This is a genomic window from Streptomyces sp. NPDC005070 (assembly GCF_053600395.1).
In genome coordinates, this window is the sequence record NZ_JBSFZS010000080.1 from 1 (window position 1) to 20,758 (window position 20,758).

Here is a 20,758-nt window from a genome sequence, read left to right on the forward strand (position 1 = left end):
CGGTGGCCCCGAGGTCACCACTGTCGTCACCGGCGCCGCCGCCGTGGCCGGTGCGCCCACCGTGGCGGCCCCCCTCGGCGTGCCCCGGACCACCGCCCGTTCCGGTAGTCATTCCGACAGCCGTTCCCGTGGCTGTTTCCGGCGGTGGGCCGGCCGTGTCCGTGCGGGGCCCGCTTAGCATCGTCGAGGAGGGTGACCGGGGAGTCCGGCCCGGTCCGTGGTCGAGTTCCGAGGAAGGGGCGCCATGGTGGGGGCAGCGGACAGGGCGAAGCGGCCGCCGCGGACCAGCGTCTGGCTGACGGACAAGGCCCCCCGCGGCCGGACCGCCCGGGGCGGTGGCCAGCCGTCCGGGCTCGACCGGGAGCGGATCACCGCGGCCACGGTGCGGTTGCTGGACGCGGAGGGTCTGGCGAAGTTCTCCATGCGGCGGCTGGCGGCCGAGCTGAACGTCACCGCGATGTCCGTGTACTGGTACGTCGACACCAAGGACGAGCTGCTGGAGCTCGCGCTCGACGCCGTGATCGGTGAACTGGAGCTGCCGGACGCCGAGTCGGAGGAGGGCTGGCGTGATCAGCTTCGGGGGCTGGCGACCGGGTACCGGGCGCTGCTGGTGCGCCACCCGTGGGTGTCGGCGCTGATCGGGAACCTCCCGAACATCGGGCCGAGTTCGATGGCGTTCTCGGCGTGTGTGCGGCAGGTGATCCAGGACACCGGGATGCCGTCGTACGGGCGGACGGGGGCGATGTCGGCGGTGTTCCAGTTCGTGTACGGGGCGCACTTCGCCGGTGCGGAGACGCGGGAGCGGGACTTCGGGTTCGCGCTGGAGTTGCTGATCGCGGGTATCGAGGCGAAGGTGCCGCCCGTCTGACGCGCCGGGTGCGGGTGCGGGTGCGGTTCCGGTCCGGTTCCGGTCCGGTGGTGGGGCGGGGCCGTGCCGGTGCATCAGCCCGTCGCCGTTGGACGGAGAGGTGGGCGTCGGTGGCGACGGGCATCGATGTACCGGCACGGCCCCTCGCGCTGGATTCCGGCCGCGGGTACGCGATTCGTCCCGAAGATTCAGCCCCGGTCGGCGAAAGTTCAGCCCCTCCGGCGATTGAGGAGCGGGGCGGGTAGGGGCGGAGGGGGCGAAAAGGGGGTGGCCCAGCCGGGCAGGTCAGTCCTGGGGGGCCAGGTGGGCCGGGAAGCCGCCGGTTGCCACCGGGCCCCAGCGGGTGGGGGTGATCCGGATGATCGACTTGGCCTGCTTGCGCATCGCCGCGCGGTACTCGTCCCAGTCGGGATGCTCACCGGCGATGTTCCGGTAGTACTCGACAAGGGGCTCGACGGAGTCCGGGGAGTCGATCACCTCGGCGGTCCCGTCGACCTGGACCCAGGGCCCGTTCCACTCGTCGCTGAGGACGATCAGACCGACCCGCTCGTCCCGCTTGGCGTTACGGGTCTTGGCACGCTCGGGATACGTCGAGACGACGATGCGGCCCGAGTCGTCGACCCCACAGGTCAGCGGGGACCCCTGGGGCCCGCCGTCGGCGCGGCGGGTGAGCAGGATCGCCCGGTGGCGGGGGCGTACGAAGTCCAGCAACTCGTCCAGGGAGACGGAGGTGTTCGTCGCGATAGTGGGTGCCATGCGATCAGCGTAGGGCGCGTGCCCCGCGATCGCCCGCGGGGCGGGCCGGTGGGCGGCACCCGACCTCGGCGAAGCGGCTAAAGTGCTCTTCGTCCTGTGCTCGCAGTCGGGAATGTGCTGCGGAGCTCTCCTGCGCATGGCCGTATGGCCTTGCATGCCGAAGAGGTTCGTGGTGGCTGCGTCTGAGTTTTCTGAATTGTCCCGTTCTGATACGGATTTTGAGCTGGCCGAGGGCCTCACGGCCGCCGCTCAGCAGTTGCACGAGACAGCGAGTCCCCACGCCACTCTGCGCACCGCCGTCCGGCTGGCCGTGCGCATCCTGCCCGGCGTCGAGTACGCCGGCATCTCCGTCATCGAGCCCAAGGCCCACCGGCAGACGCTGGCCTGGACGGACGAGGTCGTCCGTTCCGCCGACGCCCTGAACGCGGGCCGTGAGCATCCCCCGTACTGGAACCGGCTGTGGACGGCTCCGGTGGCCCGGATCGAGGACAGCGCCGCGACGGGCGGCGACGGGGATCTCGCCCTGTCGGGCCTCGGGCTGCGGTCGGTGCTGTCGCTTCGGCTGCGGGCCGACCGGCGCCGGCTGACCGTCCTGACCGCGTACGCGCGGGCCCCGCGCGCCTTCGACGAGTCGGCCACCCGGATAGGGCGGCTGTTCACCGCGCACGTCGGCATCGCGCTGGACTCGGCGACCTTGCGCGAACAGCTCACCGAGGCGATGCGCACCCGGGACCTGATCGGGCAGGCCACCGGCATCCTCATGGAGCGCCTCGACATCGACGCGTCCGAGGCGTTCGACAGCCTCGTGCGCACCTCCCAGCGGGAGAACGTCAAGCTCCGTGACCTGGCCCGACGGATCGTCGACGCCAGCGAGGGCGAGTGAGCCGGGCTCAGACGGCCGGCAGGGACTCGCCCTGCACGGCCTGGATGTCGAGCTCCACCCTCAGGGTCGTGCCGATGGCGGAGATGCCCGCCTGGACGATGTGGTTGTAGTGCAGGGCGAAGTCCTCGCGGTGGAGTTCGGCGGTCGCGCGGAACGCGGCGCGGGTTCCGCCCCAGGGGTCGCCGCCGGTGCCGAGGTAGGCGAGGTCGAGGTCGACGGGACGGACGACACCGTGCAGGGTGAGCTCGCCGTGCACGGTCCAGCGGTCGGAGCCGGCCGGTGTGAGACCCGTCGAACGGTAGGTGATGAGCGGATACTTCTCGACGTCGAGGAAGTCCGGCGACTTCAGATGCCCGTCGCGCATGCCGTTGCCGGTGTCGATGGAGGCGGCCGTGATCGTCGCCTCGACACGGGAGGCGGTCACGTCGCCGGGGGCGATCTCGATGCGACCCGTGAAGTCCGTGAAGCGGCCGTGCACGCTGGAGATGCCCAGGTGCTGGGCGACCGCGCCCACGGAGGAGTGCGCCGGGTCGACGGTCCACGGTCCCGGCGGGGGCAGTTCGGTGCCGCCGCGGCGGGCCAGCGTCACCTGGCCCACCTCGGCCCGGCCGGCCGCCGTGACGATGGCCCCGGAGGCGGCGGGCGCGTACCCGAGCGCGGTCACGATCACGGTGTAGGCGCCCGGCGCGAGACTCGTGGTGTCGCGTACGGCTCCGTCGGTGTCCGCCTCGGCCCGCAGCACCTGCGTGCCGGTCGAATCGGTCACCGTGACCACCGCGTGCGACACGGCCCATCCGTCCCGTGTGCGGATCTTCGCGGTCAGTCCCATGGCAGTAACTCCTTGCGATGAACCAATGAAAAAAGACCGGCCCGTGGGGGCGCACCTCCGCTCAGAGTGCGCGCGTCCCACGGGCCGGGGCTCGGACTACTCGCCGGGGTGGGCGAGTTCGATGTCGTGGTCGTCCGCTCCACGGCCGCCGACGGTCAGCGCGGTCGCCACCGGCGGGTAGCCCGCCGCGATGACGGTGTACTCGCCGCCGTCCAGATCGGTGAAGGCATACGCCCCGTCGCCGCCGGTCCTGGCCGTGCCGACCACGTTTCCGGCCGCGTCCACCAGCGTCACGCGGGCGTCCGACAGCGGGCCGTGCGGGGCCCGTACGACACCCTGGACCTGGGCGCCCGCATCGAGGTCGACCTCGACACGGGTGACGCCGGTCCCGCCGACCTCGACGGGCAGCGCCCGCGGCCGGTGACCCGCGGCGTTCACCGCGACCGTCACCACGCCGGGCACCAGCTCGGCGAAGGCGAACTCGCCCTGCTCACCGGTGGTTCCGGTGGCCAGCACGTCGCCGCGCACGTCGGTCACGACGACCATGGCGTCCTTGACCGGGGACGCCCCCTCGGCGGCCCGGACGACACCGCTCAGCCCGCTGGTGCCGCTCAGCAGGATGTCGTACGCCAGCGGCTCGTCGTGCACGACGATCGTCGCGGCCTGCGGCTGGAAGCCGTCGGCGGAGGCGATCAGGACGTACGAGCCCACACCGGGCGCGTCGACGGCGTAGGAGCCGTCGGCCTGCGCGACCGAGCGGCCGAGCTGGCGTCCCTCGGGCGAGATCAGCGTGACCGCGGCCTGTGGCACGGGCGCGCTCTCGGCGCCGCGGACCTGACCGTGCACCCGGATGCCGCCGGACGCGGGCCGGGGGTCGCCCTCCCGCGTCGCGGTGGCGACGGCGCCGAGCTGCCGGGCGCCCTCGGGAGCTGCCTCGGAGACGGCCTCGGTGGTGGCGACGGCCGGGGCGAGGGCCGCGGTGGCCGCGGCCTCGACGGCCTCGACGGCCTCGGCGACGGGCGCCTCGGTGGCCGGGGCCCCGGACTTCTCCGCGGCGGTCTGGGCCAGCGCGCCGGACGTCCGCAGCGGGACCTCCTTGATGAACATGACGATGAGGAACGCGATCAGCGCCATGGCGGAGGCGATCAGGAAGACGTCCGCGATGCCGTGGCCGTACGCGCTCTCCATCACGGTACGCAGCGGCGCGGGCAGCTTGTCCATGTCCGGGATGCTGGAGCTGGAGTCCGAACCGGAGCCCAGGGCCGCGTACTTGGGGCCGAGGTCGGTCAGCCCGTCCTTCACGTAGTGGGTGATCCGGTTGGCCATGACCGCGCCGAGCGCGGAGACACCGATCGCACCGCCGAGGGAACGGAAGAACGTCACCGTGGAGCTCGCCGAGCCGAGGTCTGCCGGCGCCACCTGGTTCTGCGTGGAGAGCACCAGGTTCTGCATCATCATGCCGATGCCGAGACCCAGCAGCGCCATGAAGATCGCGATGTGCCAGTAGGCCGTGTCGTAGCGGATCGTGCCGAGCAGGCCTAGGCCCGCGGTGACCAGGAAGCCGCCGCTGACCAGCCAGTACTTCCACCGGCCCGTCTTGGTGATGACCTGGCCGGAGACCGTGGAGGAGATGAACAGGCCGCCGATCATCGGGATCGTCATGACACCCGACATCGTCGGGGACTTGTCCCGGGCCAGCTGGAAGTACTGGCTGAAGAAGACGGTGCCGGTGAACATCGCGACACCGACGAACAGCGACGCGAGGGAGGAGAGGGTGATCGTGCGGTTGCGGAACAGCCGCAGCGGGATGATCGGCTCGCTCGCCCTGGACTCGACAAGGACGAACAGCAGGCCGAGGACGATCGCGCCGGCGATCATCGTGTACGTCTGCCACGAGATCCAGTCGTACTTGTCACCGGCGAAGGTGACCCAGAGCAGCAGCAGCGAGACCGCGGCGGAGATGAAGAACGCGCCGGCCCAGTCGACCTTCACGTCCCGCTTCACCACGGGCAGGTGCAGGGTCTTCTGGAGCACGATCAGTGCGATGACCGCGAACGGCACACCCACGTAGAAGCACCAGCGCCAGCCGAGCCAGCTCGTGTCGGTGATGACGCCGCCGAGCAGCGGGCCGCCCACCGTTGCGACGGCGAACGTCGCGCCCAGGTAGCCGGAGTAGCGCCCGCGCTCACGCGGGGAGATCATCGCGGCCATCACGATCTGCGCCAGGGCGGACAGACCGCCGACGCCGATGCCCTGGACCACACGGCAGGCGATCAGCATGCCGGGGTTCTGGGACAGACCGGCGGCGGCCGATCCCAGTACGTAGATGATCAGCGCTATCTGGACGAGCGCCTTCTTGCTGTACAGGTCGGACAGCTTGCCCCAGAGAGGCGTGGTCGCGGTCATGGCCAGCAGCGAGGCGGTGACGACCCAGGTGTAGGCGGACTGGCCGCCGCCCAGGTCGCCGATGATCTCGGGGAGCGCGTTGGTGACGATCGTCGACGACAGGATCGCGACGAACATGCCGAGCAGTAGCCCGGAGAGCGCCTCCATGATCTGCCGGTGCGTCATCGGAGCGCCGTCGGCGCCTCCGTGCTTGGCGTGAGAGCCCCGCACACCGGCTGGTGTGGTCGTTGCCATGGGCTTCCTTTTCTTCCGTGTCTACGCGGGTGTACGGGTGGTCGGTTCTGATACGTCTGTCGCGTACGGGGGAGGGTGCGCGGGCGTCCACTGCGGGGAGCGGCAGTCGCCGAAGCTCTCGCGCAGCCGGCCCATCAGCTCGATGAGCAGCCCGACCTCGTCGTCGGACCAGTGGCTCAGCCGGTCGGAGAGCAGTCGTGACGTGCGCTGGGACAGCTCGTCGAGCTGGGCGTGTCCGGCCGCGGTGAGGCGCAGGATGCGTGAGCGTTTGTCCGCCGGGTCGGGGGACCGTTCGATCCAGCCACGGTCGGCGACGTGCGCGACGTGGCGGCTGGTCACCGACATGTCCACGGACAGCAGCTCCGCGAGCCTGCTCATCCGCATCTCGCCGTACCGGCCGAGCAGGGTGAGCACGGCGGCGGATCCCGCGGGGCAGTCGGGCGGCAGGATCCGTCCCATGCCCCGCTTCACGGCACCGATGGCGCTGAGCTGACGAGCCAGTTCCTCGTACTGCGCCTGCTCGGCCATCGCACCCCCTCATTCGTTGCTTAGGGCAACCATAAAGAAGTTGGTTGCCGCAGGCAAACGAGTTCGGGGCTTCAGGAATAAAAAGTTGGCAAAGGCAAGTGTTGGCGAACGGAAACGTGCGGGCGGGAGGGGGGATCGGGAGGGAGATGAGGACGGGATGGCCGTCGAGGTGAGGAGGCGGCGCGAAGGTGGTGTGCGTGCTGGTCGCGGGTAGTGTGCGGTCGCGTCACGATCGGCGTGAAGAGGAACCCGGCACTTGGGCAGCCCGCGCGCATTCGCTAGGGTCCGGCCTATGGCAAACACCCAGGGCCCCGAGGGCAACTACGACCCCGCGGGCAGCACTCAGATGTTCCGTGCGTTCGTCGACGAGGCCCCCCAGGGCCGGCAGCAGCAGGCGGCCGCTCCCGCGGGCCCCCGCGTGGGTCTGATCGTCGGCGTCGTCCTCGCCGTCGCGGTCGTCGCCGCGGTGGCCTGGCTCGCCCTCATGTGATCGGCCGGGACCGTGTGACCGCGCGGGAACGCGCGGGCGTGCGGGACCCGTAAGCGCCGGGAGCCGTGCGGGATCGTACGACCGTGGGTGACCGGCGAGTTCCGTGCGGGACGGTACGACGGTGCGTGAACCGTGGGTTCCGTGCGGGACGGTACGGCCATCGGTGTCGGCGTGGCCGGCGGGTGAGCGGGGCGGCGTGACCTGGCAGGGCCACGCCTCTACTTCCACGCGACGGACACGTCCTGTGTCTCGACGTGCATGCCCAGCGGCACCCGCCAGGAGTCGACGCACACCGTCCAGGTCCCGCTCCTCCTCGCACCGGCGGCGATCGGCGCCGGAAGGGACTCGGTCGACAGGATCGTCGCCCATTCGATCCCGAGCGCCCCGATGATGTGCGTCCCGAAGGTCACCGTGCCCGAACGGACCTCCGTACCACCGGTGTTGCTGAAGGAGAGGGTGACCTTCTCGCACCACCGCCGATCGGTGGCCGTGCGCGCGGGCTCGCTCACGGCGAGCACGGCGGGCCGGGCACTCGCCGTCGGGCCGGGCGCGGGCGGCGTCGAAGAACTTCCCGAACTTCCGCCCGTACGGCCGGAGTCGGCACCGGAGGACGAGCCGGTCGACGAACCGGCAGACGAACCGGAGGGCGAAGAGGACCCGCCGTCGGCGCCGGTTCCCGTGGAACCTTCCGTGCCGGTCCCGGAGCCGCCCTCGCCGACACCCGAGCCGCCCGGACCGGCCGTCGAACCGTCCGCGTCACCCGCGCCGTCCGTCGAGGCCCCGCCGCCCGGACCCGTGGCCGAAGGCTCCTTGCCTGACCCGGAACTCCCCCTGCTCCCACTGGGGTTGGTGCCGTCCAGGGGTGCCAGGGACACCTCCCCCGACGGTGCCACCGCCGCCCCCGACACCCGCGGGGAGCCGTCCGCGGCCCCGACGGCGGCATAACCGCCGTCCCCGCCGCTCCCGCACGCGGCCAGCAGCCCGCCCAGACACAGCACGGCCGCCGAGGTGCTCACCAGGAGACCTCGGCGACCGCTTGTCGATCCGTGACGCATCGGCTCGTGACGCATCGCGCCAGTGTGGCTGACGACCCGTCAATTATGAACCCCGCGTGGGACGGTCAGTCGGAGATGAGGCCTTCCCGGAGCTGCGCCAGCGTGCGGGTGAGCAGCCGGGAGACGTGCATCTGCGAGATGCCGACCTCCTCGCCGATCTGCGACTGGGTCATGTTCGCGAAGAAGCGGAGCATGATGATCCGGCGCTCGCGGGGCGGCAGCTTGGCGAGCAGCGGCTTGAGCGACTCGCGGTACTCCACGCCCTCCAGCGCGGTGTCCTCGTAGCCGAGACGGTCCGCGAGGGAGCCCTCGCCGCCGTCGTCCTCGGGGGCGGGCGAGTCCAGCGACGACGCCGTGTACGCGTTGCCGACGGCGAGACCGTCGACCACGTCCTCCTCGGACACCCCGAGAGCCACGGCGAGTTCGGCGACCGTCGGAGAACGGTCGAGCTTCTGCGAGAGCTCGTCGCTGGTCTTGGTGAGGGCGAGCCGCAGCTCCTGGAGCCGGCGCGGAACGCGGACGGACCAGGAGGTGTCACGGAAGAACCGCTTGATCTCACCGACGACGGTCGGCATCGCGAAGGTCGGGAACTCGACACCGCGTTCGCAGTCGAAGCGGTCGATCGCCTTGATCAGGCCGATGGTGCCGACCTGGACGATGTCCTCCATCGGCTCGTTGCGGGAGCGGAAGCGGGCCGCCGCGTACCGGACGAGCGGGAGGTTGAGCTCGATGAGGGTGTCCCGGACGTAGCCGCGCTCAGGGCTGTTCTCGGCGAGTGCCGCCAGCCGCAGGAACAGGGAGCGGGAGAGGGTCCGGGTGTCGATGGCGCCCGAGGACTCGGGGACCGGAGCGGCTACCGGGGCCTCGGCGGCAGGGACGTCGTGAAGCGCGGCGTGCGCCTCGGGCACTGCGTCGCTCTTGGTGAGCGTGAGCACCTTCGAGCTGCCCTGATCTGCGGACATGCCACCCCCTTTGGGTCGCGGACGGTCGCGGCAGTCGCTCCCGTCGGAGGAACGCAGCCTCCACCTGAATACCGGAGGCGAGGCCGCGGCAAACGCGCTGCCGGAAGAATGTCACATGTCGGCAACACGCTGTAGAGACTTGTCGACATGTAGAGGGTGGATCGGCCCTGGAAAAAGGGGGTCTGACAGATAATCAGCGCTGAACCGACGTAAAAAACGACCTTGGGCGATTAGCTCGTTCCGGTCACGCCTCGATCCTGTTTGCGGATCGAAGACGCGCGAAGCTGCGGGCGAGGAGCCTTGACACATGCATCTGGGAAACACCCAGCTCCGCGCTGATCTGTGACTGGGTGAGGTTGCTGTAGTAGCGGAGGAGCAGGATCCGCTGCTCGCGTTCGGGCAGTTGTACGAGCAGATGCCGTACGAGGTCGCGGTGTTCGACTCCGTCGAGCGCGGGGTCCTCGTATCCGAGCCGGTCGAGCAGCCCCGGCAGTCCGTCGCCCTCCTGGGCCGCTTCGAGGGAGGTCGCGTGGTACGACCGTCCGGCCTCGATGCAGGAGAGCACCTCCTCCTCGGTGATGCGCAGCCGTTCGGCGATCTCCGCGGTGGTGGGCGAGCGCCCGAAGGCGGTCGTCAGGTCCTCGGTGGCGCTGTTCACCTGCACCCACAGCTCGTGCAGCCGGCGCGGTACGTGGACGGTGCGAACGTTGTCACGGAAGTACCGCTTGATCTCGCCGACGACCGTCGGCATCGCGAAGGTCGGGAACTGCACGCCGCGGTCCGGGTCGAAGCGGTCGATGGCGTTGATCAGGCCGATGGTGCCGACCTGGACCACGTCCTCCATCGGCTCGTTGCGGGAGCGGAAGCGGGCCGCCGCGTACCGGACGAGCGGCAGGTTCGCCTCGATCAGGGCGCCGCGGACCCGGTTGTGCTCGGGGGTGCCCGGCTCCAGCACCTTGAGCTCGCCGAAGAGCACCTGGGTGAGGGCCCGGGTGTCGGCGCCCCGGCGCCGCTCCTGAGGGGCCTCCTGGACCGTTTCGGGGGCGGCCGGGGGGCCCTGGGTGCCCGGTGCGGCGTTCGGTGCCGTGGTCTGCGTCATGGACTGTGCCGGGGGTGACGGCGGGGCGGAGGCGAGGGCCGTCGCCCGGTCCTGGGCCGGGGCTTCCTCCTGGGGCGGCGCAGTACTGGCCGACAAGGTCAACGCCACCTCTTCGTTCGTCAACGATCCGTCGACGTATCCGTCAACTCATCCGTCAAAAGCGGTCATAGCATCACAAGACATGTGCACTGTGTGCAAGCACCGCATAACGCCGTGTTGAGGGTGAATTGGAGGTGAGTTGGGGTTCAAGACGTCGAAAACCCCTGACCGGTTGCGGTCAAGGGCTCGGTAAGAGTGTGCGATCAAAAATGGTCAGAACGGATAGTCGGCGATCACCCAGGTGGCGAACTCGCGCCAGAGAGCGACACCGGCCGTGTGGGCCGGGTGCTCCAGGTAACGCTTGAGGGCGTCGGCGTCCTCGACGGCGGCGTTGATGGCGAAGTCGTACGCGATGGGACGGTCGCTGATGTTCCACTCGCACTCCCAGACCCGCAGCTCGGGGATCTGCTCGCCGAGCGCGCGGAAGGCGGCGACACCCTCGGCGACGCGGGGCTCGTCGCGGCCGACGCCGTCGTTGAGCTTGAAGAGGACCAGATGGCGGATCACGGGTACTCCCTGATGATGAGGTGGTTCATCGCTCGGTCACGCCCTCGCGGGGGCGCGCCTCGCTCCGTCGGGCCTGCTCGGTGCCGGGTGCGCGGAGTCCCTGGCGCGCCGGCGTCGGTGCCTGACGTCAGTTCTTCGCTCCGTCGGCGATCCAGGTCATGAAGTCGCCTATCGCCCCGGCGGCGCTGGATATGCCCTCGAACGCTATCTGGACGTAGTCGGCGGCCTTGGCCGGATCCGTGATGATCACGTAGAGCGCGAAGACCACGAGCACGTAGATGGCGATCTTCTTCGAATTCACCGCCATGGCGGCCTCCCCTGTGACTCCTGCGCCCGTCGGCCCCCTGCTGCCGGCGGTGAGTGTAACCTTCACGCCGCCTTTAAGGACCAACGGCCCGCTGGTAGAGGTCCTTTGCGGGGCCTGAGCGGCGTTCTCGCGGTCCAGGATGGAAGGGAGCCCCGGCAGGAACCGTCAGGAGTCCACGGGGCCCGGAGGGACCCCACTGTGGGGTTCTCGCCGCCCGACTTCCCCCGAGACGGCGGCGTGGACTTGCGGGTCCCTTCGTGGGGGAAGGGGCGCCCCCGAATTGCGCTCCTTCCCCCTCCTCTGTGGGAGCGGAGAACCCTTTCGGGTACGGAAGCCCCGGCGACCGAGCGGCGCCGGGGCTCCTCCGTGTCACGGCCTCCGCGTCACGGCCTCCGCGATGTGGCCCCCGGGATGTGGCGTCTGCGTCGCGCCCTTGCGGAGCCCCGGCCCGGAACGCAAGAAGGGCCCCGTCTTTCGACGGGGCCCTTCGGAAGCGGTAGCGGAGGGATTTGAACCCTCGGTGACTTGCGCCACACTCGCTTTCGAGGCGAGCTCCTTCGGCCGCTCGGACACGCTACCGAGGGAGACCTTACCCCAAGGTGGTCCGTGGTCTGAAATCCGTTTCGGCGGCCCGGTCAGCGGTCGCGGAAGAAGTCGGTCAGCAGTGCGGCGCAGGCGTCGGCGAGAACGCCCTCGATCACCTCGGGCCGGTGGTTGAGCCGCCGGTCGCGGACGACGTCCCAGACGGAACCGGTCGCGCCCGCCTTCTCGTCGCGGGCGCCGTAGACCACCCGCTCGACACGGGACTGGACGAGCGCGCCCGCGCACATCGTGCAGGGCTCCAGGGTGACGACGAGCGTGCACCCGGACAGCCGCCACTCCCCGAGTCTCGCGGCGGCCCGGCGCAGCGCGAGGATCTCGGCGTGCGCCGTCGGGTCGCCGGTCGCCTCGCGTTCGTTGTGTCCGGCCGCCAGCACGGTCGTCCCGTCCGGGGACAGCACGACGGCACCGACGGGAACGTCCCCGCCCCGGACGGCCAGCCGTGCCTCGTCCAGCGCGAGCCGCATCGGGGCCCGCCACCGGTCGCGTACGGGATCGGGCGGCGGGGGTACCTGACGCGGGGTGCTCATCCGGGGAACCTAGCGGAATCCCGCCTGGTGCGGCGGAAGGCCCGGAGGCGCCGAGCGGCGGACGGCAGGCGAAGATCCGGCCCGCTGGATCGGGCCGGTTCGCCGGTACGGGGGCAGGGGCGCGGGCGAGGTGCCGGGCCCGCCGTTTCCGGAGGCCCTGACCTGTTCCGGAGGTCCTAGCGGACGGTCTCCAGGACCTCTGCCGCTCCCAGGGCCTCGGCGATCGTGCCGAGCGCGTCGCCTTCGTCCAGGGCCAGCAGTTCCTTCTCGCTCACTCCGAGGTCCGCGAGGATGTAACGGTCCCCGACAGGGCTGTGCGAGACGGCGTCGTCGGACACGCTCCCCTGGTCCTCGTCGTCGTCCTCGGAGTCCCCTGGTTCACCGTCCTCGGTGCCGTCCAGATCGAGGGAGTCCAGGTCGGCGTCGTCGTCGCCGGGCTCCCGTCCTAGTAGTTCGTCCGTGAGCAGGATCTCGCCGTACGAACTGCGGGCGGCAGCGGCGGCGTCCGAGACGTAGATACGAGGATCCTCCTCGCCGTCCACGCGGACGACGCCGAACCACGCGTCCTCCTGCTCGATGAGCACGAGCACCGTGTCCTCGTCCGAGACCTCACGGGCCAGATCGGTCAGATCCGACAGGGTTTCCACATCGTCGAGCTCTGTATCGCTCGCTTCCCACCCGTCTTCGGTGCGCGCGAGCAGTGCGGCGAAGTACACCGTGACTCTCCCACTGGTCATAGGTGTGCCGGTTGGGGTTCCCCCCGGCGGAGGCTGTGGGCGAGGAGTGCTGCTGCTCCGAGTCCCGCCCACTCGGAATCGTGGCAGAAAGACAGCGTTCAGGGGACGTCTTCGGCCTGCTGTGTCCGCCTCTTTTGATCGCTAACAGCGGATCGTACGCGGATGCCCGCGCCGTGTGGACACCTCCTCGCCCGACACGTCCGCCACACGGCCCCTAGTGAGGCGGGCGTGGCCCGGTGCCGCGGCGGGCGCGCGGCCGGGTTCGTCCGCCCGCGCGCCGAACGGCGAGCGGGCGCGTTCCCTTGTCAGGTCGGGTGTGGCACGGGTGCCGGCGCGGCTCGGCCGCGGGAGCGGGGCCGGTTCTTCCGCGCCGACCCCCTCCGTGGGCGTGTCGGCCCGGTGGCGGCGCGGCGGGTTCTGGGGCGCGTCCGCAACGTCCCGCGTGCCCGGCGACGCCTGGCACGCCCCGGCCCGTCGCCGTGCGCGGGCTCAGGCGGCGGTGCGTCCGGTCACCAGCGGAACGTGCGCATGCGCATCGCGTGGCGCAGGCGGGCCGTCTTGGCCCGGCGGGGCTGGACACGGTCCCGCAGTTCGCGTGCCTCGGTCAGGTCGCGCAGGAACTGGGCCCGCCGCCTCCTGCGCTCGGCGTCGCTCTCCAGCCGTTCGGACGACTCCTCTTGCTGGTCCCGCATCGGCACACCACCCCAGGTCCGTCCCTCCCACCTTCCCTCCGATGGATGGTTTGATGCCAGCGGACGGGTGATGCCGGGGTGCGGGCCTTGCCGGGCGGGTCAGTGGCGGGTGCCGTCGGCCCCGCTACTGTTGTGGACATGCGTCTTCACGTCGTCGACCACCCCCTGGTCGCCCATAAGCTCACCACCCTGCGCGACCGGCGCACCGACTCCGCGACCTTCCGGCGGCTGGCCGACGAGCTGGTCACGCTCCTCGCCTACGAGGCCACCCGCGACGTGCGCACGGAGCAGGTCGACATCGTGACGCCGGTCTCCCCGACCACGGGCGTCAAGCTCTCCTACCCGCGCCCGCTCGTCGTGCCGATCCTGCGCGCGGGCCTCGGCATGCTCGACGGCATGGTCCGGCTGCTGCCGACCGCCGAGGTGGGCTTCCTGGGCATGGTGCGCGACGAGGAGACGCTCGAGGCCTCCACGTACGCCACCCGGATGCCGGACGACCTCTCCGGCCGTCAGGTGTACGTCCTGGACCCGATGCTGGCCACCGGCGGCACGCTGGTCGCCGCCATCCAGGAGCTGATGAAGCGCGGCGCCGACGACGTCACCGCCGTGGTCCTTCTCGCCGCCCCCGAGGGTGTCGAGCTCATGGAGCGCGAGCTCGCCGGCACCCCGGTCACCGTGGTCACGGCCTCGGTAGACGAGCGCCTGAACGAGCACGGCTACATCGTGCCGGGCCTCGGTGACGCGGGTGACCGTATGTACGGGGCCGCCGAGTAACCAGGTGGCTCCGCGGCACCCGCGGAGCGCCCCAGGCACGCACACGACTCCGAAGCCGGCGGCTCGCACGCGAGCGCGGCTCCGGAGTCGCGGGTGTCTTCCGCGACCGGTCCCGGAGTCAGCAGTTCTTCTTCGAGCCGGCGGGCGCCGGCTCGGGCTGCGTCAGGACGGTCAGCGCCTTGTCGGCGTCCTCCTTCTTCGACAGCGCCTTGAAACCGGTGCCGATGATCAGGTCGACCGTGGTGGCCTGGGCACGGCCGTCGGTCTTCAGCTCGGCGCCGGAGAGCTGGGTGTTGAGGACGGGCAGCGCGGCCTGGCCGGCGGCCTTGGCGCCGAGCAGTATCCCGGCGCCCGTGACCTTCTTGTCGTACGTGGCCGTCGCGTTGCCCACGTCACCGATCTTGAAGCCGCGCTTCTTCAGCTCGTCCGCCGTCTGCTTCGCGAGCCCGCTGCGGGGTGTCGCGTTGAGGACGTTCACGGTGATCTGGCCGGGCTTCGGCAGCGTGGACGCGACCGCGGCGGCGGCAGCGGCGGAGGCCTTCGCCTCCGGCGTCACCTTCGACGCGCAGTCCGCCTTGGTGCCGGCCGCCGTGGCCTCGCTGCCGCCCGTGTAGATGTCGATGAGCTGCAGGGACCCCCACCCGATCAGCCCGAGAACGGTGACGGAGCTGAGGCTCACGAACACGAACTTGCGACGCCCGCGGGGGCGGCGCATCCGCGGGTACTTGTCCCCCGTGATCCGATACTGGCCACCCATGCCAGGGGGAGTAAGCATGCTCATGGGCGCAGCGTAGTGCGCCGGGGCGCCAATGCCTACTAGATGATCATTGCCCGGCGTTCAGTTCAACCCATTGGGGTCAAGCCGTGGCCATTAGTCCAGTTCAAGAACGCGCGCGTGCAGCACCTGACGCTGCTGCAGCGCGGCGCGGACGGCGCGGTGCAGGCCGTCCTCCAGGTACAGATCGCCCTGCCACTTGACGACGTGGGCGAAGAGGTCGCCGTAGAAGGTGGAGTCCTCGGCGAGGAGGGTCTCCAGGTCGAGCTGGAGCTTCGTCGTCACGAGCTGATCGAGGCGGACCGGGCGCGGCGCGACGTCCGCCCACTGCCGGGTGCTTTCCCGGCCGTGGTCGGGGTATGGCCGGCCGTTTCCGATGCGCTTGAAGATCACACGGAAAGCCTACCGGTCAAGACCTTCCGGGCGCAGCCATGGCGGCGGAGTGCGACGCTGGAAAACATGTCGTAAATCCTTGCAAACCGGGAACAGAGGTCTGATATGAGTGACGGCGAGACCGTCCGGTCGGCTGCCGCCGGGACCGCTCCCGAGCGGGTCACCGGCGCCCCCGCGCTCCCACGGGAGGCCCTGGAGATCGCGGCCGGCTACGCCTTCACGGGCCCGGCTCTCGACCTCGGCGCGCTGCTCTGGGACGGGGCGTGCCTGCCCGACGCGCAGATCCGCGTTCCGCTGCCGATGCTCAACCGGCACGGCCTGGTGGCGGGCGCCACCGGCACCGGCAAGACCAAGACGCTCCAGCTCATCGCCGAGCAGCTCTCCGCGCAGGGCGTCCCCGTGTTCCTCGCCGACATCAAGGGGGACGTCTCCGGGATCTCGGCTCCGGGCGAACCGGGGACGAGGGTCCGGGAACGGGCCCAGGAGGTCGGCCAGGAGTGGGCACCGGGCGGCTGCCCGGCGGAGTTCTACGCGCTCGGCGGCCTCGGCCACGGCATTCCCGTACGGGCCACGGTCACCAGCTTCGGGCCGGTGCTGCTGTCCAAGGTGCTCCAGCTCAACCGGACCCAGGAGCAGTCGCTCGGCCTGATCTTCCACTACGCCGACCAGAAGGGCCTGGAGCTGGTCGACCTCAAGGATCTGCGCGCGGTCGTCGCCTTTCTGACCTCGGACGAGGGCAAGCGGGAACTGAAGGGGATCGGCGGGCTGTCCACGGCCACGGCGGGTGTCATCCTGCGCTCGCTGACGGCCTTCGAGGCGCAGGGCATGAGTCCCTTCTTCGGGGAGCCGGAGTTCGACACGAGCGAGCTGACGCGGTCGGCGCCGGACGGCCGGGGCGTGGTGTCGGTCCTCGAACTGCCCGCCGTGCAGGACAGGCCACAGCTCTTCTCGACGTTCCTGATGTGGATGCTCGCCGATCTCTTCCACGACCTTCCGGAGGTCGGCGACGCGGACCGGCCGAAGCTCGTCTTCTTCTTCGACGAGGCCCATCTGCTCTTCAGCGACGCGTCGAAGGCGTTCCTGGACTCGATCACGCAGACCGTCCGGCTCATTCGCTCGAAAGGGGTCGGCGTCTTCTTCGTGACGCAGACGCCGAAGGACGTACCCGCGGACGTTCTCGCCCAGCTCGGCAACCGCGTCCAGCACGCGCTGCGGGCCTTCACGCCGGACGACCAGAAGGCGCTGAAGGCCACCGTGAGGACGTTCCCCGACTCCCCGTACGACCTCGAAGAGGTCCTCATGGGACTGGGCACCGGCGAGGCCGTGGTCACCGTGCTGAGCGAGAAGGGCGCCCCGACGCCCGTCGCGGCGACCCGGCTGCGCGCGCCGGGGTCGTTGATGGGTCCGGTGGAGGCGGACGCGCTCGACCGGGCGGTGCGGGAGTCGCCGCTGTACGGGCGGTACGCGCAGGCGGTGGACCGGGAGTCGGCGTACGAGAAGCTGACGGCGGCCGAGGCCTCCGAGGCGCGGCCCGCGCCTTCCGCGTCGTCCTCGCGAACGGAGGGCGGGACGGGCACCCGGCCCGAGTCCGAGGCCGGGCGCCCCGGCGGAGGGAGCCGGCCGAAGGAGGAGCCCTCCATGGTCGAGCAGGTCGTCGGCAGCGGGCTGTTCAAGTCCCTGGCGCGGTCGGTGGGTACCCAGATCGGGCGGGAGATCACCCGCTCGGTCTTCGGAACGGCACGCAGGCGGCGCTGACACCGCTTCCCGTCCCCCGGGCGGCCGGGAAGCGGCGCCGGTCCCGGGGGAAGGGAACGGGGCCCGGGATCAGCTACGGGCGGCCTTCGCCGCCGCCTTCATCTCCTGCTTGTGGGCGCGGACCTTGGTGAGGGACTCCGGGCCGGTGATGTCGGCGACCGAGCGGAAGGAGCCGGATTCGCCGTACGGTCCCGCCGCCTCGCGCCAGCCCTCGGGGGCGACCCCGAGCTGCTTGCCGAGGAGGGCCACGAAGATCTGGGCCTTCTGCGGGCCGAAACCGGGGAGTTCCTTCAGCCGGCGCAACAGCTCCGCGCCGCTGTCGGCGTCCTTCCAGACGGCGGAGGCGTCTCCGTCGTAGTGCTCGACGAGGTACTGGCAGAGCTGATGGATGCGCTTGCCCATCGAGCCGGGATAGCGGTGCACGGCGGGCTTGGCCGAGAGCAGCTCGGCGAACTTCTCCGGGTCGTACGAGGCGATCTCGTGCGCGTCGAGATCGTCCGCCCCCATGCGCCGGGCGATCGTGTACGGGCCCGCGAAGGCCCACTCCATCGGCACCTGCTGGTCAAGCAGCATGCCGACCAGGGCCGCGAGCGGGCTGCGGCCGAGCAGTTCGTCGGCCTCGGGCTGCTGGGCGAGGTGAAGCGTGACGTCCATGGACCGATGATCCCGCGTACGGGGGCGGGCCGCGCGGTCGCGGCCGTGCCGGCCGCCCGGCTTCACCGGGTCCTCACCCCCGACGTACGATCCCAAGATTAAATTAGGTTAGCCTAACCTGACATGACTGGGGATGGACCGTGACCGCCGAGATCTACCGTGACCCCTGGGGCATCCCGCACCTGCGCGCCGGCAGCGCCCTGGAACTCGCCCACGCCCAGGGCCGGGTCACCGCCCGGGACCGCGCCTGGCAGCTCGAGGTCGAGCGGCACCGCTCCCAGGGCACCTCGGCCGCGTTCCTCGGCGCCGAGTCCGTCGGCTGGGACCGGTTCGCCCGGCAGGCCCGGCTCGACGACACCGCGCGACGCTGCTTCGCCTCCCTGGAGCGGCACGACCCCGAGACCGCCGCGTGGGTCGTCGCGTACGTCGACGGCGTCAACGCCGGGCTGGCCGAAGGGGCCGCGCGGGCACCCGAGTTCGCGGCGAGCGGGCTCACCCCGGGACGCTGGGAGCCCTGGAGCCCGCTGGGGGTCTGGCTCGGTACTCACATCCTCTTCGCCGGATTTCCCGCCAAGCTGTGGCGCGAGGAGGTCGTCCGGCGGCTCGGCGCGGACGCGGTCGGCCTGTTCGCCATGGACGGGCCGGGCACGGCCGGGAGCAACGGATGGCTGGTGAGCGGCGAACGCACCGCCACCGGACAGGCGTTGATCGCCGGTGACCCGCACCGCTTCATCGAGGACCCCGGCGTCTACCAGCAGATCCGCCTGTCCTGCCCGGAGTTCGACGTCGTCGGCATCGCCGTCCCCGGTGTCCCGGGCATCGCCCACTTCGCCCACACCGGAACCGTCGCCTGGGCGATCACCAACGCGATGGCCGACTACCAGGACCTCTACCGTGAGCGGCTGCGCGACGTCGGCGCCGGGGCCGTCGAGGCCCTCGACCCCGACGGGGTGTGGCGGGCCGCGGCACGGCACACCGAGCGGGTGGAGGTGGCCGGCGGCGAGAGCGTCGAGGTCGAGGTGATCGAGACGGCGCGCGGACCCGTGGTGATCGGGGGCACCGGCGCCGAGGAGTCCATCAGCCTGCGCTACCCGCCCCGCGTGACCGCGGACCTCGGCTTCGGCGCGCTCCTGCCGCTGCTGCGGGCCCGCCGGGTCGCCGACGTGGACCGGGCCCTCGACGCCTGGGCGGAGCCGGTGAACGTCGTGCAGGCCGCCGACACCGAGGGCGGGGTGCTGCACCGGGTCGCGGGCCGGGTCCCGCTGCGCGCCACGGCCAACCGCGTCCGGGTGGTGCCCGCGTGGGAGGCCGGCCACGAGTGGACCGGCTGGCACGAGATGCCCTGCGGCCCGGTCGAGGACGGACTCGCCGTGATGGCGAACCAGCGCGGCCCCGCGACCCCGCTGGGAGTCGAGTTCGCGCCGCCGCACCGCGCCGACCGCATCCGCCGACTGCTCGACACAGGGCGGACGCTGACGGCGGCGGACATGCCGGCCATCCACATGGACACCCGTCTCGGCTCCGCGGCGGCCCTGCTGGACCCGCTGGCGGCGCTCGAACTCTCCGGCGCGGCGGCAGAGCTCCGGGACCGGCTCCTGCGCTGGAACCGGCACATGGACGCCGACAGCGGCACGGCCGCGCTGTTCGCCCAGGTGCGCGACGCGGTCGTACGACAGCTCGTGGCGCACCCGGCGCTCGCCGTCCTGGCCGACCCGCCCGCCCGTCCGGCCGTCTTCCTGCCCTGGCTCGCGCTCACCCCGCGCGTCGCCTTCGCCCTCGAAAACCTGCTGACGGCGGGGGAGCCGTACGGCATCGACCGCGACGCCGTGATCCGGGCGGCCGTCGAGGAAGCGGCCGCCGCGCCCGTCTCCCGCACCTGGGGCGACACCCATCGCCTCGCCCCCTGGCGGGCGCTCCCCGGCACCCCCTGCGACGAACCGGCTCTGTCCGGCGACAACGACTGCGTCCTGTCCACCTCGTCGCTCCCCGGACTGACCGACCTGAGCGCCCGAGGACCCGCGGCCCGCTACGTCTGGGACCTCGCCGACCGGGACGACAGCCGCTGGGTGGTCCCCTTCGGAGCCGACGGCGTTCCCGGCGCGGTCCACCACCGCGACCAACTCCCCTTGTGGCTCAAGGGAGACCTCGTTCCGGTGACCACCGACTGGAACACGCTGACCAAGGAGAGCGATGACGACTGAGACGTACGCCGGCACCCGCGAGGCCGTTCACGAGCAGCGGATCGACGGGTTCGGGACGGTCCGCGTGCTGCCCGTGGACCCGCACGCCGACCTCGACGTGCTGCACGGCTGGGTCACCGAGGAGCGGGCCGCGTACTGGGGGATGACCGGGTTCACGAAGGAGCGGGTGCTGGAGACCTATCTGCACCTCGACTCGCTCGACACCCACCACGCCTTCCTCACGCTCAAGGACGGCGTCCCGGCCGCGCTCTTCCAGACCTACGAGCCCGAGGCCGACCGCGTCTCCGAGTGCTACGAGGTCCGGCCCGGCGACATCGGCGTCCACCTGCTCATCGGGCCCCCGGCGCCCGGCGCCGGCGAGCGGCCGGGCTGGTCGTCCACGCTGCTGTCCGCGTTCCTGGCGTACGCGCTGACCGGACTCGACCGGCGGCGGGCCGTCGTCGAACCCGACGCCCGCAACGCCAAGGCCATCGCCCGGCTGACCCGGCAGGGTTTCGTCCCCGCCGGAGACATCGTGCTCCCCGGGATCGACCTGCCCGAGGTCCGGCTGCCCGAGAAGCACGCCCGGCTCGCCTTCCTCACACGCGAGGCCTTCGAGAAGGGCCCGACGGCCCCGAGGTGAGC

Annotated in this window: 22 protein-coding genes and 1 tRNA gene; 7 read left to right on the forward strand and 16 right to left on the reverse strand. The window is 71.3% G+C overall.

The genetic code is table 11. The features are described 5' to 3' along the window. The first annotated feature begins 244 nt into the window (after positions 1 to 244). Positions 245 to 868, forward strand: a complete 624-nt coding sequence (locus ACWEBX_RS24970; RefSeq protein ID WP_451887052.1) for a TetR/AcrR family transcriptional regulator — start codon at positions 245 to 247, stop codon at positions 866 to 868. Positions 869 to 1,153: 285 nt separating this feature from the next. Here the strand turns inward: ACWEBX_RS24970 and ACWEBX_RS24975 are convergent, their stop codons facing one another. Continuing rightward, positions 1,154 to 1,624: a PPOX class F420-dependent oxidoreductase gene (locus tag ACWEBX_RS24975; RefSeq protein WP_451887053.1), complete on the reverse strand. Its 471-nt coding sequence runs from the start codon at positions 1,622 to 1,624 to the stop codon at positions 1,154 to 1,156. Positions 1,625 to 1,778: 154 nt separating this feature from the next. Here ACWEBX_RS24975 and ACWEBX_RS24980 point away from each other — a divergent pair, with 154 nt between their 5' ends. Next, positions 1,779 to 2,507: an ANTAR domain-containing protein gene (locus tag ACWEBX_RS24980; protein ID WP_451887079.1), complete on the forward strand. Its 729-nt coding sequence runs from the start codon at positions 1,779 to 1,781 to the stop codon at positions 2,505 to 2,507. Between the two features lie 7 nt (positions 2,508 to 2,514). Here the strand turns inward: ACWEBX_RS24980 and ACWEBX_RS24985 are convergent, their stop codons facing one another. The 3 genes from ACWEBX_RS24985 to ACWEBX_RS24995 all read right to left on the reverse strand — a co-directional run bounded on the left by ACWEBX_RS24985 (position 2,515) and on the right by ACWEBX_RS24995 (position 6,504). After that, complete coding sequence (locus ACWEBX_RS24985) at positions 2,515 to 3,336, reverse strand: YceI family protein (protein ID WP_451887054.1); 822 nt, start codon at positions 3,334 to 3,336, stop codon at positions 2,515 to 2,517. Between the two features lie 96 nt (positions 3,337 to 3,432). Beyond that, positions 3,433 to 5,976: an MFS transporter gene (locus ACWEBX_RS24990; protein ID WP_451887055.1), complete on the reverse strand. Its 2,544-nt coding sequence runs from the start codon at positions 5,974 to 5,976 to the stop codon at positions 3,433 to 3,435. 21 nt (positions 5,977 to 5,997) lie between these two features. Next, positions 5,998 to 6,504, reverse strand: a complete 507-nt coding sequence (locus ACWEBX_RS24995) for a MarR family winged helix-turn-helix transcriptional regulator (protein ID WP_451887056.1) — start codon at positions 6,502 to 6,504, stop codon at positions 5,998 to 6,000. Between the two features lie 292 nt (positions 6,505 to 6,796). Between ACWEBX_RS24995 and ACWEBX_RS25000 the strand changes: the two genes are divergently transcribed. Further along, a complete protein-coding gene (locus tag ACWEBX_RS25000; RefSeq protein ID WP_261703852.1) occupies positions 6,797 to 6,994 on the forward strand; it encodes a hypothetical protein in 198 nt (65 codons plus the stop codon). Between the two features lie 218 nt (positions 6,995 to 7,212). On the opposite strand, the gene ACWEBX_RS25005 is transcribed toward ACWEBX_RS25000, so the two are convergent. The 9 genes from ACWEBX_RS25005 to ACWEBX_RS25045 all read right to left on the reverse strand — a co-directional run bounded on the left by ACWEBX_RS25005 (position 7,213) and on the right by ACWEBX_RS25045 (position 13,582). Continuing rightward, the gene (locus tag ACWEBX_RS25005) at positions 7,213 to 8,010 is read right to left on the reverse strand and encodes a hypothetical protein (protein WP_451887057.1); all 798 of its coding nucleotides are present in this window, start codon (positions 8,008 to 8,010) and stop codon (positions 7,213 to 7,215) included. A gap of 104 nt (positions 8,011 to 8,114) precedes the next feature. Continuing rightward, entirely contained in the window at positions 8,115 to 9,011 is an 897-nt protein-coding gene (locus ACWEBX_RS25010; RefSeq protein ID WP_451887058.1) for an RNA polymerase sigma factor SigF, read from the reverse strand. Between the two features lie 244 nt (positions 9,012 to 9,255). Then, a complete protein-coding gene (locus ACWEBX_RS25015; protein WP_451887059.1) occupies positions 9,256 to 10,206 on the reverse strand; it encodes a SigB/SigF/SigG family RNA polymerase sigma factor in 951 nt (316 codons plus the stop codon). A gap of 216 nt (positions 10,207 to 10,422) precedes the next feature. After that, positions 10,423 to 10,716 (reverse strand): Dabb family protein, encoded by a 294-nt coding sequence (locus ACWEBX_RS25020; RefSeq protein ID WP_451887060.1) that lies wholly within the window; start codon positions 10,714 to 10,716, stop codon positions 10,423 to 10,425. A 127-nt stretch (positions 10,717 to 10,843) separates the two neighbouring features. Beyond that, a complete protein-coding gene (locus tag ACWEBX_RS25025) occupies positions 10,844 to 11,023 on the reverse strand; it encodes a hypothetical protein (protein WP_355768504.1) in 180 nt (59 codons plus the stop codon). A 494-nt stretch (positions 11,024 to 11,517) separates the two neighbouring features. Further along, positions 11,518 to 11,602, reverse strand: a tRNA-Ser gene (locus ACWEBX_RS25030). A gap of 56 nt (positions 11,603 to 11,658) precedes the next feature. Next, entirely contained in the window at positions 11,659 to 12,153 is a 495-nt protein-coding gene (gene tadA / locus ACWEBX_RS25035) for a tRNA adenosine(34) deaminase TadA (protein WP_451887061.1), read from the reverse strand. A gap of 176 nt (positions 12,154 to 12,329) precedes the next feature. Beyond that, entirely contained in the window at positions 12,330 to 12,869 is a 540-nt protein-coding gene (locus ACWEBX_RS25040; protein WP_451887080.1) for a tRNA adenosine deaminase-associated protein, read from the reverse strand. A 530-nt stretch (positions 12,870 to 13,399) separates the two neighbouring features. Beyond that, complete coding sequence (locus tag ACWEBX_RS25045) at positions 13,400 to 13,582, reverse strand: hypothetical protein (protein WP_451887062.1); 183 nt, start codon at positions 13,580 to 13,582, stop codon at positions 13,400 to 13,402. 138 nt (positions 13,583 to 13,720) lie between these two features. Here ACWEBX_RS25045 and upp point away from each other — a divergent pair, with 138 nt between their 5' ends. Further along, on the forward strand, positions 13,721 to 14,356 hold the full coding sequence (upp, locus tag ACWEBX_RS25050) for a uracil phosphoribosyltransferase (protein ID WP_451887063.1): 636 nt from the start codon (positions 13,721 to 13,723) through the stop codon (positions 14,354 to 14,356). Between the two features lie 118 nt (positions 14,357 to 14,474). Here the strand turns inward: upp and ACWEBX_RS25055 are convergent, their stop codons facing one another. Next, a complete protein-coding gene (locus ACWEBX_RS25055) occupies positions 14,475 to 15,137 on the reverse strand; it encodes a LytR C-terminal domain-containing protein (protein ID WP_451887064.1) in 663 nt (220 codons plus the stop codon). 90 nt (positions 15,138 to 15,227) lie between these two features. Then, a complete protein-coding gene (locus ACWEBX_RS25060) occupies positions 15,228 to 15,524 on the reverse strand; it encodes a type II toxin-antitoxin system VapB family antitoxin (protein ID WP_451887065.1) in 297 nt (98 codons plus the stop codon). A gap of 105 nt (positions 15,525 to 15,629) precedes the next feature. Between ACWEBX_RS25060 and ACWEBX_RS25065 the strand changes: the two genes are divergently transcribed. Continuing rightward, positions 15,630 to 17,279: a helicase HerA-like domain-containing protein gene (locus tag ACWEBX_RS25065; protein ID WP_451887066.1), complete on the forward strand. Its 1,650-nt coding sequence runs from the start codon at positions 15,630 to 15,632 to the stop codon at positions 17,277 to 17,279. Positions 17,280 to 17,348: 69 nt separating this feature from the next. Here the strand turns inward: ACWEBX_RS25065 and ACWEBX_RS25070 are convergent, their stop codons facing one another. After that, on the reverse strand, positions 17,349 to 17,933 hold the full coding sequence (locus tag ACWEBX_RS25070) for an HhH-GPD-type base excision DNA repair protein (RefSeq protein WP_451887067.1): 585 nt from the start codon (positions 17,931 to 17,933) through the stop codon (positions 17,349 to 17,351). A 140-nt stretch (positions 17,934 to 18,073) separates the two neighbouring features. Between ACWEBX_RS25070 and ACWEBX_RS25075 the strand changes: the two genes are divergently transcribed. Both ACWEBX_RS25075 and ACWEBX_RS25080 read left to right on the forward strand, forming a co-directional pair. Continuing rightward, a complete protein-coding gene (locus tag ACWEBX_RS25075; RefSeq protein ID WP_451887068.1) occupies positions 18,074 to 20,134 on the forward strand; it encodes a penicillin acylase family protein in 2,061 nt (686 codons plus the stop codon). Continuing rightward, the gene (locus ACWEBX_RS25080; protein WP_451887069.1) at positions 20,124 to 20,756 is read left to right on the forward strand and encodes a GNAT family N-acetyltransferase; all 633 of its coding nucleotides are present in this window, start codon (positions 20,124 to 20,126) and stop codon (positions 20,754 to 20,756) included. Before ACWEBX_RS25075 ends, ACWEBX_RS25080 begins: the two co-directional genes overlap by 11 nt. Positions 20,757 to 20,758: the final 2 nt, after the last annotated feature.

Bases quoted from the DNA above. Each gene is read 5' to 3' on its own strand.
- ACWEBX_RS24970 (WP_451887052.1), top strand. From the start codon at position 245: ATGGTGGGGGCAGCGGACAGGGCGAAGCGGCCGCCGCGGACCAGCGTC.
- ACWEBX_RS24975 (WP_451887053.1), bottom strand. From the start codon at position 1,624: ATGGCACCCACTATCGCGACGAACACCTCCGTCTCCCTGGACGAGTTG.
- ACWEBX_RS24980 (WP_451887079.1), top strand. From the start codon at position 1,779: ATGCCGAAGAGGTTCGTGGTGGCTGCGTCTGAGTTTTCTGAATTGTCC.
- ACWEBX_RS24985 (WP_451887054.1), bottom strand. From the start codon at position 3,336: ATGGGACTGACCGCGAAGATCCGCACACGGGACGGATGGGCCGTGTCG.
- ACWEBX_RS24990 (WP_451887055.1), bottom strand. From the start codon at position 5,976: ATGGCAACGACCACACCAGCCGGTGTGCGGGGCTCTCACGCCAAGCAC.
- ACWEBX_RS24995 (WP_451887056.1), bottom strand. From the start codon at position 6,504: ATGGCCGAGCAGGCGCAGTACGAGGAACTGGCTCGTCAGCTCAGCGCC.
- ACWEBX_RS25000 (WP_261703852.1), top strand. From the start codon at position 6,797: ATGGCAAACACCCAGGGCCCCGAGGGCAACTACGACCCCGCGGGCAGC.
- ACWEBX_RS25010 (WP_451887058.1), bottom strand. From the start codon at position 9,011: ATGTCCGCAGATCAGGGCAGCTCGAAGGTGCTCACGCTCACCAAGAGC.
- ACWEBX_RS25025 (WP_355768504.1), bottom strand. From the start codon at position 11,023: ATGGCGGTGAATTCGAAGAAGATCGCCATCTACGTGCTCGTGGTCTTC.
- tadA (WP_451887061.1), bottom strand. From the start codon at position 12,153: ATGAGCACCCCGCGTCAGGTACCCCCGCCGCCCGATCCCGTACGCGAC.
- ACWEBX_RS25045 (WP_451887062.1), bottom strand. From the start codon at position 13,582: ATGCGGGACCAGCAAGAGGAGTCGTCCGAACGGCTGGAGAGCGACGCC.
- upp (WP_451887063.1), top strand. From the start codon at position 13,721: ATGCGTCTTCACGTCGTCGACCACCCCCTGGTCGCCCATAAGCTCACC.
- ACWEBX_RS25055 (WP_451887064.1), bottom strand. From the start codon at position 15,137: ATGAGCATGCTTACTCCCCCTGGCATGGGTGGCCAGTATCGGATCACG.
- ACWEBX_RS25065 (WP_451887066.1), top strand. From the start codon at position 15,630: ATGAGTGACGGCGAGACCGTCCGGTCGGCTGCCGCCGGGACCGCTCCC.
- ACWEBX_RS25070 (WP_451887067.1), bottom strand. From the start codon at position 17,933: ATGGACGTCACGCTTCACCTCGCCCAGCAGCCCGAGGCCGACGAACTG.
- ACWEBX_RS25080 (WP_451887069.1), top strand. From the start codon at position 20,124: ATGACGACTGAGACGTACGCCGGCACCCGCGAGGCCGTTCACGAGCAG.